Origin of the sequence: Nocardioides sp. GCM10027114 (assembly GCF_042659625.1) — a bacterium.
Taxonomy (GTDB): domain Bacteria; phylum Actinomycetota; class Actinomycetes; order Propionibacteriales; family Nocardioidaceae; genus Nocardioides.
The window spans coordinates 74672-89086 of sequence record NZ_JBHSSS010000020.1; the positions used below are offsets into that span (position 1 = coordinate 74672).

At 74.3% G+C, this 14415-nt stretch carries 13 protein-coding genes; 11 read left to right on the forward strand and 2 right to left on the reverse strand.

Annotated elements, in window-relative coordinates; translation table 11 throughout:
• From ACFP2E_RS10110 to ACFP2E_RS10125, 4 genes are read left to right on the forward strand one after another with little or no spacing between them, the layout of a single operon-like run.
• The gene (locus ACFP2E_RS10110) at window positions 1-900 is read left to right on the forward strand and encodes an ABC transporter permease (protein WP_378522477.1); all 900 of its coding nucleotides are present in this window, start codon (window positions 1-3) and stop codon (window positions 898-900) included.
• Window positions 897-1904 (forward strand): ABC transporter ATP-binding protein, encoded by a 1008-nt coding sequence (locus ACFP2E_RS10115; protein ID WP_378522478.1) that lies wholly within the window; start codon window positions 897-899, stop codon window positions 1902-1904. The genes ACFP2E_RS10110 and ACFP2E_RS10115 overlap by 4 nt, the downstream gene beginning before the upstream one ends.
• Window positions 1901-2734 (forward strand): ABC transporter ATP-binding protein, encoded by an 834-nt coding sequence (locus ACFP2E_RS10120; RefSeq protein ID WP_378522479.1) that lies wholly within the window; start codon window positions 1901-1903, stop codon window positions 2732-2734. The genes ACFP2E_RS10115 and ACFP2E_RS10120 overlap by 4 nt, the downstream gene beginning before the upstream one ends.
• A complete protein-coding gene (locus ACFP2E_RS10125; protein WP_378522480.1) occupies window positions 2731-3888 on the forward strand; it encodes a serine hydrolase domain-containing protein in 1158 nt (385 codons plus the stop codon). The genes ACFP2E_RS10120 and ACFP2E_RS10125 overlap by 4 nt, the downstream gene beginning before the upstream one ends.
• Here ACFP2E_RS10125 and ACFP2E_RS10130 read toward each other — a convergent pair.
• Window positions 3874-5358 (reverse strand): PucR family transcriptional regulator, encoded by a 1485-nt coding sequence (locus ACFP2E_RS10130; protein WP_378522481.1) that lies wholly within the window; start codon window positions 5356-5358, stop codon window positions 3874-3876. The two genes, ACFP2E_RS10125 and ACFP2E_RS10130, sit on opposite strands and share 15 nt — an antisense overlap.
• Window positions 5359-5471: 113 nt before the next feature.
• Between ACFP2E_RS10130 and gabT the strand changes: the two genes are divergently transcribed.
• The 7 genes from gabT (at window position 5472) to ACFP2E_RS10165 (ending at window position 13149) form a co-directional block, all read left to right on the forward strand.
• Complete coding sequence (gene gabT / locus ACFP2E_RS10135; protein WP_378522482.1) at window positions 5472-6848, forward strand: 4-aminobutyrate--2-oxoglutarate transaminase; 1377 nt, start codon at window positions 5472-5474, stop codon at window positions 6846-6848.
• Window positions 6845-8131, forward strand: a complete 1287-nt coding sequence (locus ACFP2E_RS10140) for a Glu/Leu/Phe/Val dehydrogenase (protein ID WP_378522483.1) — start codon at window positions 6845-6847, stop codon at window positions 8129-8131. Before gabT ends, ACFP2E_RS10140 begins: the two co-directional genes overlap by 4 nt.
• A 48-nt stretch (window positions 8132-8179) precedes the next feature.
• Entirely contained in the window at window positions 8180-9688 is a 1509-nt protein-coding gene (locus ACFP2E_RS10145; protein ID WP_378522484.1) for an NAD-dependent succinate-semialdehyde dehydrogenase, read from the forward strand.
• Between the two features lie 183 nt (window positions 9689-9871).
• Window positions 9872-10747, forward strand: coding sequence for a carbohydrate kinase family protein (locus ACFP2E_RS10150; RefSeq protein WP_378522485.1), 876 nt, complete (start codon window positions 9872-9874; stop codon window positions 10745-10747).
• A gap of 114 nt (window positions 10748-10861) precedes the next feature.
• Window positions 10862-12001: a glycoside hydrolase family 6 protein gene (locus ACFP2E_RS10155; protein ID WP_378522486.1), complete on the forward strand. Its 1140-nt coding sequence runs from the start codon at window positions 10862-10864 to the stop codon at window positions 11999-12001.
• A gap of 102 nt (window positions 12002-12103) precedes the next feature.
• Window positions 12104-12718, forward strand: a complete 615-nt coding sequence (locus ACFP2E_RS10160; protein WP_378522487.1) for an SAM-dependent methyltransferase — start codon at window positions 12104-12106, stop codon at window positions 12716-12718.
• Window positions 12719-12750: 32 nt separating this feature from the next.
• Window positions 12751-13149, forward strand: coding sequence for a rhodanese-like domain-containing protein (locus tag ACFP2E_RS10165; RefSeq protein WP_378522488.1), 399 nt, complete (start codon window positions 12751-12753; stop codon window positions 13147-13149).
• Window positions 13150-13172: 23 nt separating this feature from the next.
• Here ACFP2E_RS10165 and ACFP2E_RS10170 read toward each other — a convergent pair whose 3' ends face one another.
• Window positions 13173-14387 (reverse strand): ATP-binding protein, encoded by a 1215-nt coding sequence (locus ACFP2E_RS10170; protein ID WP_378522489.1) that lies wholly within the window; start codon window positions 14385-14387, stop codon window positions 13173-13175.
• Window positions 14388-14415: the final 28 nt, after the last annotated feature.

Here is a 14415-nt window from a genome sequence, read left to right on the forward strand (position 1 = left end):
ATGGCCGCCCAGGTCGCGATTGAGCCGTCCCCCGCTCTCGACGCCCAGCCCACCCGCGTCCGCAACCTGCTCCGCGCGCTCGCGCGGGACCGGCTGGCGATGCTGGGCACGCTGCTGATCCTGCTGCTCGTCGTCGTCGCGGCGCTCGCCCCGTGGCTGGCGCCGTACCCCGACCAGGGCCGCGGCGTCACCAACGTCGCCACCGCCAGCCTCCCGCCCAGCGCCCAGCACTGGTTCGGCACCGACGACCTCGGCCGCGACATGCTCAGCCGGGTCATCATGGGCACCCGGCCGGCGCTGATGGTCTCGGTGGCCGTCGTCCTCGTCGCCGCCCTCATCGGCGTGCCGCTCGGTGCCGTCGCCGGCTACCGCGGCGGCTGGCTGGACGAGGTGCTGATGCGGGTGACCGAGCTGTTCCAGTCGTTCCCGCCGCTGCTGCTCGCGATGATCGTGGTCGCCCTGCTCGGCCCCGGGCTCCTCAACGCCGGCATCGCGCTCGCGGTGTCGTGGTGGCCCTGGTACGCCCGGCTCGTCCGGGCCGAGGCGCGCTCGCTGCGCGAGCGGCCGTTCGTCACCGCGGCCGAGGCGATCGGCGTTCCGTCGCGGACCATCCTGCGGCGCCACATCGTCCGCAACTCGATGACGCCGGTCCTCGTGCAGGCCACCGTCGACATCGGCACCGTCGTGCTCGCGGCCGGGTCGCTCGCCTTCATCGGCCTCGGCGCCCAGCCGCCGTCCCCCGACTGGGGCCTGATGGTCGCCGACGGCCGGGGTCAGCTGTTCACGGCGTGGTGGATCTCGACCTTCGCGGGCCTCGCGATCTTCGTGACCGTGCTGGCGTTCAACCTGCTCGGCGACGCCCTGCGCGACGTCCTCGACCCGAGGAAGGTGAAGCGGTGAGCACCCCTGCCCGGCACCGGGGGCTCCCGGAGGCCCGCACGGGCGCGCTCCTCGAGGTCAAGGACCTCCAGGTCGAGTTCCACGACCGCGGCGCCGTCACGAACCGGCCGGTCCGCGGGATCGAGCTCCAGGTCGGCCGCGGCGAGGTCCTCGGCATCGTCGGGGAGACCGGCTGCGGCAAGTCGATCACCGCGCAGGCCGTCCTCGGCGTGCTCCCTGCCCAAGGCTGCCGTACCACCGGCCAGATCGTGTTCGACGGCGTCGACCAGCTCGCCCTCCCCGAGGCGGAGCGGGCGCGCAACCGGGGCGACGCGGTCAGCATCGTGTTCCAGAACCCCGGCACGGCGTTCAACCCGCTCTTCACGCTGGGCGACCAGATGCGGATGGTGCTGCGGCGCCACCGCAACCTCCGCGGCGCCGCTGCCCGCGACCTCATCGCGCAGCGGCTGCACGACGTCGGGCTGACCGACACCGACCGGGTGATGCGGGCCTACCCGCACGAGCTGTCCGGCGGCATGCTGCAGCGGGCGATGATCGCCATGGCGCTGCTGTGCGAGCCCCAGCTGCTGATCCTCGACGAGCCGACCACCGCGCTCGACGTGACCGTCTCGCGCCAGATCCTGCTGCTGATCCTCGAGCTCCAGCGCTCGCTGGGCTTCAGCGTCCTGCTCATCACCCACGACCTCGGCGTGGTGCGCACGACCTGCGACCGGGTCGCGGTGCTGTACGCCGGCCGCGTGGTCGAGACGGGACCGACCGACGTCGTGCTCGCCGCCCCGGGCCACCCTTACACCCGGGGCCTGATCGGGGCGCTGCCGACGGCCACCGACGAGCGGCTCAGCTCCATCCCCGGCCAGGTCCCCGGCAACCTGCTGGCCGTGCAGGGCTGCGCGTTCGCCGACCGCTGCTTCGCCGTGGTCGAGGAGTGCCGGCGTACCGACCCGCCGCTGGCGCCGCTGAGCCCGTCCCACGAGACGGCGTGCCTGAGGAGCGCAGAGCTGTGACCGACCCCGTGACAGGCACCGCCCTGATCTCGACCCACGAGCTGGTCCACGAGTTCCGCACCCGCCGGTCCTCCCACACCGCCCTCGACCACGTCTCGGTCAGCGTCAACCGAGGCACCTCGCTCGGTGTGGTGGGGGAGTCCGGCTCGGGCAAGACGACACTGGTGCGCTGCATGCTCGGACTGCTGCGCCCCACCTCGGGGACCGTCACCTTCGACGACACCGAGCTGGGCACGATGAACGGCCGGGAGCGGCGGCGGATGCGCAGCCGGATCGGCATGGTCTTCCAGACCCCGGTACAGGCGCTCAACCCGCGGATGACCGTCGCCGACTCCGTGTCCGAGCCGCTGCAGCTGCACGGTCGGATGCGCGCGCCCGATCGGCAGCGCCGCGTCGAGGAGCTGCTCGAGCAGGTCGGCCTCGCCGCGTCCCACCGGGACCGGCTGCCGCACCAGCTCTCCGGCGGCCAGTGCCAGCGCGTCGGCATCGCCCGGGCGCTCGCCACCTCACCCGAGCTGCTCATCCTCGACGAGCCGACGTCGGCGCTCGATGTGTCCGTGCAGGCGCAGATCCTCAACCTGCTGCGCGACCTGCGGGCCGAGCACGGCCTCACCTTCATCATGATCTCCCACGACCTCGACGTCGTCCGCTATCTCGCGGAGTCGGTGGTCGTGATGCTGCGCGGGCGCGTCGTCGAGCGGGGGCTCGCTGAGCAGGTGCTCACCGATCCCCGGCACGACTACACGCGCGAGCTCGTCGCAGCCAGCCCGTCCGTCGACAGCGAGAACCTGCGTTCCCTGCTTCCCAGCCGAGAGGACTCCCTCACGTGAACAGCCGACCCGGCTACGCCCTGGCCCACCCCCCGGCTCCCGGCGAGGTCAACCTCACCAACTGGCAGGACAGCCCGTGGAACGCGTGGGGCTTCAGCCACCTGACCGAGCTCGTCCCGACCGCGGTCGTCTCCCGCGGCGAGCGGACCGGAGGTGGCGCGGTCGGGCTCGGGGACCTCGACCGGTCCCGGTTCGACGGCTTCGTCGAGGCCACCGGCAGCCGCGCGGTCGTGGTGCTGCGCGACGGTGTACCGGTGCGTGAGTGGTACGGCGAGGACATGACCGTCGACACCAGGCACACGCTGATGTCGATCTCGAAGAGCCTCTGCGGACTGCTCTACGGTCGGCTCATCGGGCAGGGCGTGGTCACGGAGGAGACGACCATCGGCAGCGTCGTGCCCGACCTGGCAGGGTCGGCGTTCGGCGACGCCACCATCCGCCAGGCGCTCGACATGCAGGTCTCCGTCGACTACGTCGAGGCCTACCACGACCCCGCCGCCCACGTCGCGCAGCAGGACCGCGTCGCCGGCTGGCGGCCCCGGCTCCCGGACGACCCGGCGGACACCTACGAGTTCCTGACGACGCTGAAGCGGCTGGGCGAGCACGGCCGGCACCTGCAGTACTGCTCGGCCACGACGGACTCGCTAGCGTGGGTGGTCGAGCGCGCCACCGGCCGCCGCTACCACGAGGTGCTCTCCGACGAGCTGTGGTCGCTGGTGCCGACGGAGAACGACGCCGTCATCACCGTCGACCCGGGCGGCTTCGCCTTCGCCAACGGCGGCGTCGCCTGCACCGCCCGTGACCTCGCCCGCTTCGGCCAGCTGGTGCTCGACGGCGGCGCGGTCGACGGCCGGCAGGTCGTGCCCGAGGCGTGGATCCAGCAGCTGCTGGCGGGCGGCAGCCTGGAGGCGGCTGCGGGGAGCCCGTTCCAGGAGGTCCACCCGAACGGCAGCTACCTCGGCCAGTGGTGGGTCACCGGCGACGACCACGGCGTGGTCTACGGCGCGGGCATCCACGGCCAGTACCTCTGGGTCGACCCGACCGCGCGGGTGGTCGTGGCGAAGTTCGCCGCCCACCGCGACGCGGTCTCGCTCGACGCGCTGCGCGCGAACAGCGAGTTCATGCGCTGGCTCGTTGCCTCAGTCGCCGGCTGACGGCCGCGCCTGCAGCGCCACCCACGCGTCGACCCGCGCCTGCGGGTCGGCGAGCGACCTGCCCAGCACCTCCTCGACCTGGGCCACGCGGTGGCGCACGGTGTTGCGGTGCACCCCGAGGTCGGCGGCCACCTTCAGCAGCGACCCGTGGTGGACGAGGAAGGACCGCAGCGTCTCGACCAGGTGGTCGCCCCGCTCGGCGAGGTCGCCGAGGAACGCCTGCCCGAACGCCGCCGCCCGGTCCGGGTCGACCAGCGAGAGCACGCCCTCGTGGACCGTCTCTGCCCACGAGGCCACCGGCGAGTCGGTGGTCGTGAGCTCGAGAGCATGACCCGCGGTCTCGTGGCCGTACGCCGCCCGGTCGGCCGGCACGGTCTCGCCCAGGCCCACCCGTAGCCCTGCTGCGACGAGCGCCTCGGCGAGGGGCCGTGCCCGGGCCGGCCCGACTACCGTGACGAGCTCGCCGGCCACGACGCCCGCGAGGGCGCCGGCCACCTCCACCGCGCCGAGCGCGTCCTCCAGGTCCTCGTCGGACCCGGCGGCGCGCAGCACGACGAGCGACCCCGGCACGCGGGGCCGGGGCGGTGAGACCAGGTCCAGGACCAGGGCGCAGGTCCGTCGGTCGCCGGTCACGAGCAGCTCGGTCGCGCGAGCCCGCAACCGCCGGTCCGACTCCCGGGCGGTCCGGTGGCGCTCCTCGGCCAGCCCGGCCAGGGCGACTGCGGTCGCGACGGCGGCGCGCTGCTGCTCGGTGACGTGGCCGGCGAAGCCGACGACGAGGTAGCGCGAGGGGCGGCCCCGGACCCCGAGCGGGTGGACCAGCAACGTCCCCGCCGGGGTGCTGTGGCTCGCCGCCGCCCGCAGTCCCCGGCGGCGGATGCCGGCCACCGACTCGCGGACCGCCACCGGGTCGAGGACCTCGGGACGGTCGCCGAACGGCCCGAGGTCGCTCCCGCCGTCGGTGGTGACCGTGCAGGCGGCCACGCCGACCTGCGCCACCCGGCGCACGAGGGCGCCCGGGTCGTCCTCGCGCAGCGCCGCCTGCACCAGCAGCCGCTGCTGCTCCAGGCCCCGCGCGGTCGCCGACTCCTCCTCGGCCTGCAGCAGCGAGGCGGCGGTCCGGCTCACCGCCACGAAGGAGGTCGACAGTGGCACCTCGAAGAGCGTGAGCCGGTGCCGGCGGCAGGCCTCGACCAGCTCCTCCGGGGTGACGGCGTGGGTCAGCTCCAGGCCGAGCCCGAGGGCGACCACACCGCGCCCGGCCAGCCGTGCGGCGTACGGCTCCCACTCCTCGGCCCAGGCGGCGGTCTCGATGCCGGTGGTGAGCAGCACCTCCCCGCCCTCGAGGAACGGGGAGGGGTCGACGAGCTCGCTGGTGGCCACCCAGCGCAGGGTCGCCCCGGTGTCGGCGGCGTGCCGCAGGGTGAGGCCGAGCCCCTCGACGGCGAGCAGGTCGGCCACGGTCACCACGGGTGACAGTTTTGCACAGGCAGCCTGTGCAAATTGTGCACAACCGACATCGTGCCGGTTCCGACGGCCGCCCTACGGTGCGCGTACCCGATCCGCACGCACGAGGAGCAGCCATGACCGCGACCGCCCAGCCGACCGCACCCAGCGCGCCGCGCACCGCCGGCGGGCCCGCCCTGCCGCAGGAGCGCCGCCTGGTCACCGAGATCCCGGGGCCCGCGTCGCGGGAGCTCCAGGACCGCAAGGGTGCCGCGGTCGCCGCCGGCGTCGGCACCACGCTGCCGGTCTACGTCACCGCGGCGGGCGGTGGTGTGCTCGTCGACGTCGACGGCAACTCGCTCATCGACCTCGGCTCCGGCATCGCCGTCACCACGGTCGGCAACAGTGCGCCGCGTGTGGTGGAGGCGGTGACCGAGCAGGCCGCCGCCTTCACCCACACCTGCTTCATGGTCACGCCCTACGAGGGCTACGTGGAGGTCGCCGAGGCGCTGAACCGGCTCACTCCGGGCGACCACGAGAAGCGCACCGCCCTCTTCAACTCCGGCGCCGAGGCCGTGGAGAACGCCGTCAAGGTCGCTCGCGCGTACACCGGCCGCACCGCGGTGGTCGTCTTCGACCACGCCTACCACGGCCGCACCAACCTCACGATGGCGATGACGGCCAAGAACATGCCGTACAAGCACGGCTTCGGGCCGTTCGCCTCCGACGTCCACCGGGCGCCGCTGTCCTACCCGTTCCGCGACGGCGGGCTCGAGGGCCACACCGCCGCGCAGCGCGCCATCGACGTGATCGAGAGCCAGGTCGGCGCGACCAACCTCGCGGCCGTGGTCATCGAGCCGATCCAGGGCGAGGGCGGCTTCATCGTGCCCGCCCCCGGCTTCCTGTCGGCGCTGGCAAGCTGGTGCCGTGCCAACGGTGTCGTCTTCGTCGCCGACGAGGTGCAGACCGGGTTCGCCCGCACCGGGAAGATGTTCGCCGTCGAGCACGACGCCGTGGTGCCGGACCTCGTCGTGTCGGCCAAGGGGATCGCGGGTGGTCTGCCGCTCAGCGCCGTGACCGGCCGCGCCGAGATGATGGACGCCGTCCACTCCGGTGGCCTCGGCGGCACCTACGGCGGCAACCCGCTCGCCTGCGCGGCCGCGCTCGCCACGATCGACACCATCGAGTCCGAGGGGCTGCTCGGGCGTGCCGAGGAGATCGGCCGGCTCCTGGGCGGGCGGCTCCGCGCGCTGCAGCAGCGCGACCCGCGGGTCGGCGAGGTCCGCGGCCGCGGGGCGATGCTGGCCGTCGAGCTGGTCGTGCCCGGCACCACCGAGCCGGACGCCGACCTGACCAAGCGTGTCGCTGCGGCCGCGCACGCCCGAGGCGTCGTCGTCCTGACCTGCGGCACCCACGGCAACGTGCTGCGCTTCCTGCCGCCGCTGGCCATCACCGACGCGCTGCTTGCCGAGGCCTGCGACGTGCTCGACGAGGTCTTCGGGGAGGTCCGGTGACGGCCGCGCCGGTCGCCGACGCCCTGGCCGGGGCGCCGGTCGAGCAGACGCCGCTCGCCGACGCGCTCACCCAGCTCGCGGGCGCGGTCGAGGTCCTCGGCTACGACGAGGGCCTCCACCGGATGCTGGCCTCCCCGCGCCGCGAGGTCACCGTCAGCATCCCGCTGCGCCGCGACGACGGGCGGATCGAGGTGCTCACCGGCCACCGCGTGCAGCACAACTTCTCCCGCGGCCCGGCCAAGGGCGGCCTGCGCTACAGCCCGGACGTCACCCTCGACGAGGTCCGCGCGCTGGCGATGTGGATGACCTGGAAGTGCGCCCTGCTCGACGTGCCGTACGGCGGCGCGAAGGGCGGCGTACGCATCGACCCGCGGCAGTACTCCCTCGCCGAGCTCGAGCGGGTGACGCGCCGCTACACCAGTGAGATCAGCCCGGTGATCGGCCCGGCCCACGACATCCCGGCGCCCGACATCGGCACCGACGAGCGCGCCATGGCCTGGCTGATGGACACCTACTCCGTCCAGCGCGGCCACACCGTCCTCGGCGTGACCACCGGCAAGCCGCTGGAGCTCGGCGGCTCGCTCGGCCGCCCGAGCGCCACCTCGCGCGGCGTCGTCCACGTCGCCCTGGCCGCGCTGCGCCACGTCGGCATCGAGCCGGCCGGCGCGACCGCGTCCGTGCAGGGCTTCGGCAAGGTCGGCCGCGGCGCCGCCCGCTTCCTCGCCGACGCCGGCGTCCGGGTCGTCGCGGTCAGCGACGTCGACGGTGCCGTCGCCGACCCGCGCGGACTCGACGTCGCGGCGCTCGAGGCGCACGTCGACGCCACCGGCACCGTCGCCGGCTTCGCCGGCGGCGACGCGATCCCGGCCGCGGAGGTGCTGGAGCTCGACGTCGACCTGCTGGTCCCGGCAGCGGTCGAGGGCGTGATCCACCGCGAGAACGCGGGCCGGGTCCGCGCCCGCGTCGTGGTCGAGGGTGCCAACGGCCCGACCACCCCGGAGGCCGACGCCGTCCTGGAGGCCGCCGGCGTGCTGGTGGTCCCGGACATCCTCGCCAACGCGGGCGGCGTGATCGTGTCCTACTTCGAGTGGGTCCAGGCCAACCAGGCCTACTGGTGGAGCGAGGACGAGGTCGAGCTGCGGCTCGCCGACCGGATGGGCCGCGCGTGGGAGCGGGTGACCGCCCACGCCCGCAGGCTCGGCGTCCCGTTGCGGACCGCCGCCACCACGCTCGCCGTCGAGCGGGTCGCGCTCGCCCACCAGGCGCGCGGGCTCTACCCGTGACCGGCCGCCCCGGCTGACCCGAACCTGAACCGCCCCCGAGGAGACCCGATGACCGACACCACGCTGGACCGTCCGGCACCCGACACCCGTGTCCCCGCGGACGTGCGCGACACCGTGGCCGCGCTCGACGCCGCGAGCGGGCTGCTGATCGGCGGCCACCACGTGGCCGCCGTCGACGGACGGACCTTCCCCGTCGACGACCCGGCGACGCTGGTCCACCTGGCCGACGTCGCCGACGGCGGCGCCTCCGAGGCCACGGCCGCGGTCGACGCCGCCGCGGCCGCCCAGGCTGCGTGGGCGGCGACGCCGCCCCGGCGCCGGTCCGAGGTACTGCGTCGCGCCTTCGAGCTGATGACCGAGCGGGCCGACGCGTTCGCCGCCCTGATCAGCGCCGAGAACGGCAAGTCGCTCGCGGACGCGCGCGCCGAGGCGACGTACGCCGCGGAGTTCTTCCGCTGGTTCGCCGAGGAGACGGTGCGGCTCGACGGTGGTTACCAGGAGGCGCCGGCGGGCGGCACCCGCACGATCGTCACCTCCCGGCCGGTCGGCGTCGCCGCCCTGGTCACGCCGTGGAACTTCCCCGCGGCGATGGCCACCCGGAAGATCGCGCCGGCGCTCGGCGCCGGCTGCGCCGTGGTCCTCAAGCCCGCCGCCGAGACGCCGCTGACCGCGATCCTGCTGGGCAGGTTGCTCGAGGAGGCCGGTGTGCCGGCGGGCGTGGTCAACATCGTCCACACCACCGACCCGGCCGCCGTGGTCGGCGGCTGGCTGGCCGACCCGCGGGTCCGCAAGATCTCCTTCACCGGCTCCACCGGCGTCGGCCGGCACCTGCTGGCGCAGGCCGCCGACCGCGTCGTCAGCTCCTCGATGGAGCTCGGCGGCAACGCGCCGTTCGTGGTCGCGGCCGACGCCGACGTGGCGGCCGCGGTGCAGGGCGCGATGATCGCGAAGTTCCGCAACGGCGGCCAGGCCTGCACCGCCGCGAACCGGTTCTACGTCCACGACGCGGTCCACGACGAGTTCGTGGCGCAGTTCGGCGCCGCTGTGGAGGCGCTCACGGTCGGCAGCGCCTTCGACGAGGCGGCGATCGGCCCGGTCATCAGCGCGCGGGCGAAGGACGGCGTCGAGGCGCTCGTCGCCGAGGCGCTGGACCGGGGCGCCCGGGTGGCGCACCGCGCCGAGGTGCCCGGCCTTCCCGGCCATTTCGTCGCGCCGGCGGTGCTCGTCGACGTTCCCGGCGATGCCGACGTCGTCCGCCAGGAGGCCTTCGGCCCGGTCGCGCCCGTCGTGCGCTGGCACGACGAGGCGGACCTGCTCGCCCAGGCCAACGACTCGGAGCTCGGCCTCGCCGCCTACGTCTACTCCCGCGACCTGCGCTGGGCGCTGCAGCTCTCCGAGCGGCTCGAGGCGGGCATGGTCGGCGTCAACCGCGGCCTCGTCAGCGACCCCGCGGCGCCCTTCGGCGGCGTCAAGCAGTCCGGCCTCGGTCGCGAGGGCGCCAGCGAGGGCATCCGCGCCTTCCGCGAGACCAGCTACTTCTCCGTCGACTGGAGCTGACCCGCTCCGGCGCACGGAAGCAGGGCGGTGGCCCCGTCGGTCGAGCTCGTCGAGACCTCGGTACGCCGGGTGGTTGCTGCCCTGCGCCGGCGTCGGGGTCTCGAGGCTCGCTGCGCTCGCACCTCGACCACCGGTGCCACCCGAGACGGCACACTTCTCGCACCTGACGAGTGAGGAGTGGGCGTGGAGCGTGGTGCGGTGGGTCCCGAGGTGGTGGTCTGCGGGCCGGCGTCGTGGAACCAGATGGTCGACCTCGACGTGCTGCCGAGGCCGGAGCCGCACATGGTCTTCGCGCGCGGTGCCCACGAGACGGTGGGTGGCACGTCGGCCGGGAAGGCGCTGCACCTCGTCGACCTCGGCCGCAGCGTCCTGCTGCACACCGTCGTCGGTGACGACGAGCGCGGTCGCCTCGTCCTCGACGCCCTGGGCAAGGCGGGGGTCGCGGTCGACGCTGTCGTCGCCGACGGTCCCACCGAGCGCCACCTCAACCTGATGGACGCCCACGGCGGCCGGGTGTCGCTCTACCTCGACGTCCCGCCGGCCGACGCCTCCCCGCCGGGCCCGGAGCTCACGTCAGCACTGGCCGGCGCGAGGGTGGCGGTGATGGACCTGTCCGACCGGTCCCGGGCGCTGCTGCCCGCGGTCGCCGAGACCGGGCTGCCGGTGTGGACCGACGTCCACGACTACAACGGCACCGACGACTACCACCGACCGTTCCTCGCGGCCGCCTCCCACGTCTTCATGAACGCCGACCGGCAGCCGGATCCGGTCGGCTTCCTGCACCGGCTCGTGGACGAGGGCGCAATGCTCGCGGTGTGCACGCTCGGCGCCTCGGGCGCGGTCGCGGTGTCGGCCGGTCACGCCGAGCACCGCGTGGCCGCGGTACCGGTCGCCGAGGTCGTCGACACCAACGGCGCGGGTGACGCGTTCATGGCGGGCGTCCTGGCCGCGACGCTCGACGGGTGCGACGTGGACGACGCGCTGCGCGCGGGCGCCCGTCAGGCGGCCCGGGCGCTCGGCACCCGCCACCTCAGCCCGCTCCTCGACGCCGCGACCTGACCGAACGGCACCCGATCCGCTGCCCCGGAACCGCTGACAGCAGGGCCGCACCCGGGGCAAGGTGAAGGGGTGACGGCCGGAGGGGCCCGGCCGATCGATCTCGGGAGGAAGTCCATGCCCAGCACCACTTCCAGCCCGGCCTCCCGCCGCGCGCGGTGCCGCCTGGTGGCGGCGACGTTGCTGCTCACCGGTCTCGGTGGCCTCGCCGTGCCCGCGGGCGGCTCGCCCGCGGAGCCGCAGCCTGCGCCCACGGCCCACGCGCCCGAAGCGGCGGGAGCGGCCTCCGACAACCCGCTGGCCGGCCGCCGGATGGGGGTCTACAAGGGGCCCGGCGAGCTCGCGTGGGCGCCGTACGTCAACGCCACCGGCCGCAAGAAGAAGCTGCTCGGCAAGATCGCGCTGCGGCCCAAGGCGCGGTGGTTCGGCGCCTGGACCGGCAGCCCCAAAGAGATCGGCGCCAAGGTGCGCGACCACATCCAGAACTCCACCGGCGGCGACCCCGAGGTGCTGTCGCAGATGACGGTGTATCGGATGGTGCCCTGGCAGCAGGAGGCCAAGGAACGGCTGCCCACGAGGAAGGAGCGACGTCAGTACAAGCGGTGGATCCGCAACTTCGCCGCGGCCACCGGCGACGCGCACGCCGCGATCATCCTCCAGCCCGACGGGCCGTTCGCGCTCATGGCGCCCGGCGGCTCGCGTGTCTACTCACGCCTCATCGCGTACGCCGCCCGGATGTTCGCCGAGCTTCCCAACGCCGCCACCTACATCGACGCCGGCGCCTCGGACTGGCCGAAGGACGACCCCGAGACCGCCGCGGAGCTCCTGGTCCGGGCCGGGGTCGAGCACGTGCGGGGCTTCGCGCTCAACGTCACCCACTACACCTCGACCGACGAGAACATCGCCCACGGCACCAAGGTGGTGGCCGAGCTCGAGCGCCGCGGCATCCCCGACCGGCACTTCGTGGTGAGCACGTCGGAGAACGGCCAGCCGTTCAACTTCAACGACTACCGCGGCTCCCACCCCAACAACGCCAAGGTGTGCGAGACCAGGGACGAGCGGGTGTGCGTCACGCTCGGCATCCCGCCGACCACGAAGGTGGCCGACGAGCGCTGGGGGCTCACCGACGCCAACCGGACTCGCGCCCGCCGCCACGTCGACGCCTACCTCTGGATCGGCCGGCCGTGGCTGGTGATGCAGAGCGCGCCGTTCTCGAGGAAGCGGGCGCTGGCGATGGCGCGGACGACACCGTACTGACCGGACTGACCAGAACGGCCCGTCCGGGCGGTTCCCTCACCCCGCCGGTGGCGGAATACTCCGGGTATGGGTGGCTGCTGCGATCCGTCGGGGTACCGCGACATGTTCGGCTCGCGGTTCTCGCGCTCGCTGGCGCGCCGCTACCGCCGCCGCGGCCTCGACCGCACCGCCCGCCGGATGGTCGACTTCCTCGTCGAGCACGGGGGCGTCCAGGGCGCGTCGGTGCTCGAGATCGGCGGGGGGGTCGGTGACATCCAGGTCGAGCTGCTGCGACGCGGCGCGACCCGGGCGACCAACCTCGAGCTCGTGGACTCCTACGAGGAGGACGCCCGGGCGCTGGCCGGGGAGGCGGGCTTCGCCGAGCGGATGACCCGCAAGCAGGTCGACCTCGCCCAGGATCCTGGCGCCGTCGAGCCGCACGACATCGTGGTGCTGCACCGGGTGGTCTGCTGCTACCCCGACCACCAGCGGCTGCTCGGCGTGGCGGCCGGGCACGCGCGCCGGCTGCTGGTCTTCAGCCACCCGCCGCGCAACCCGGTCACCCGGGTGCTGTTCCCGGTGGCCAACCTGTTCTTCAGGGTGCGGGGCTGGACCTTCCGCACCTACCTCCACGACCCCGAGGCGCTCCGTGAGTCGGCCGCAGCCGGCCCGCTGCGGGAGCGCTACCGCCACCGGGGCCTGACCTGGCACGTCGTCGGGCTCGCCGTGCCGGGCTGACCTGCCCCGGGGGACAGCAACGAGGGGTCGCCATGGACGCCATGGACCAGGGAGAGCGAGCGAGCATCGACCAGCTGCTGGAGGTCGCCCGCGAGGGTCTCGACCGTGTCCTCCCCGAGGACCTCGACGCCGAGATCGCCGCGGGGGCGGTCGTCGTGGACACCCGGCCGTGGGAGCAGCGCGAGCGCGACGGCGCGCTGCCGGGCGCCCTGGTCGTCGACCGCAACGTGCTGGAGTGGCGGCTCGACCCGAGCTGCCCGTTCCACCTGCATGTCGCCGTCGACACCGACATCCGGGTGATCGTGGTCTGCAACGAGGGCTTCAGCTCCAGCCTCGCCGCGGCGACGCTGCGCCGGCTGGGCCTTGCGCGCGCCACCGACCTCGCCGGCGGCTTCCAGGCCTGGCTGCGCTGGTCACGCGGGGAGGCGTAGGCGGGGTCAGCGGCTGCGGGCGGTCAGTCCGGGACGGTGAACCAGAAGACCGCACCGCCGCCGGGGTTCTCCTCGACCCCGAGGTCGCCGCCGTGGGCGTCGATGATGCGGGTGACCGTGGCCAGTCCCAGGCCGATCCCCTCGACGCGCTCGTCGAGCCGGGCCAGCGGCTCGAAGATCCGGTGACGCTGCCCCTTGGGCACGCCCGGCCCCCGGTCGGCGACGGCCACCCGCCAGCCACTCTCGCAGCGCTCCGCCGAGACCCGGATGACCGGCGCGTGGCCGGGCAGCGTGAACTTGGCCGCGTTGGCGACGAGGTTCTGCAGCGCCGCCCGGAGCTGGACGGGGTCGCCCGTGACCGTGGGCAGCTCGCCGTCGAAGAGCGTGGCGCCCCGCAGCAGCTCGGCGAGGTCCTCGCGGACCTCGGTCATCACCGTGCCGAGGTCGACGGGGACGTGCCGCGCCGAACCACCGAGCCGCGCGAAGGCCAGCATCCCGCCGATGAGCCCCTCCATCCGGGCGGCGGCGGCCGACCCGCGCTGCGCCAGCCAGAGCAGCTTCTCGGGGTCCTCCACGGTCCCCGCGCCGGCCGCCGACTCGAGGCGGTACTCGATGTCCGACAGCGCGAAGGTCAGCGCCGCCAGCGGGTTGCGCAGGTCGTGGCTGGCCTGTCCGGCGAACCCGGCCAGCCGGCCGTTGGAGCGCTCGAGGTCGGCCTGCACCACCTCCAGCCGGTGCACCGTGGCCTCGAGCTCGCGGGTGCGCAGGTCGAGCTCCAGGAGGTCGACCACCCGGTCGGCGAGCGCCTGAAGCGCTGCCCGCGCCTCGGCGTCCAACGACCGGGGCTCGGTGTCGAAGACCGCCAGCGTCCCGATCGGCGCCCCCGACGGGGCGGTCAGCAGGTGGCTGGCGTAGAAGCGGACGGACCCGAGTGGGCCGCAGACGAAGGGGTTGTCGCGGAAGCGCGGGTCGTGCCGGGCGTCCTCGACGACGATCGCCTCGCGGGAGTCGACCACGTGCGCGCACATCGAGTCCTTGCGGTCGCACACGGCGGCGTCGAAGCCGGCGGTCGCCACCTGGTGCTGCTCGGAGTCGGTGAAGAGGTTCACCGTGGCCATCGGTGCGCCGGCGACCTGGGCCGCGATCTCCGCCAGCGCGACCAGGTCGCGGCGCGGCGGGCGGTGGAGGACGTCGTACCTCTCGACGTCGGGCGTGCCGGTGCGGGCGGCGGAGGGCATGCGCAATTCCTTCGGTCCGTCCCCCGGG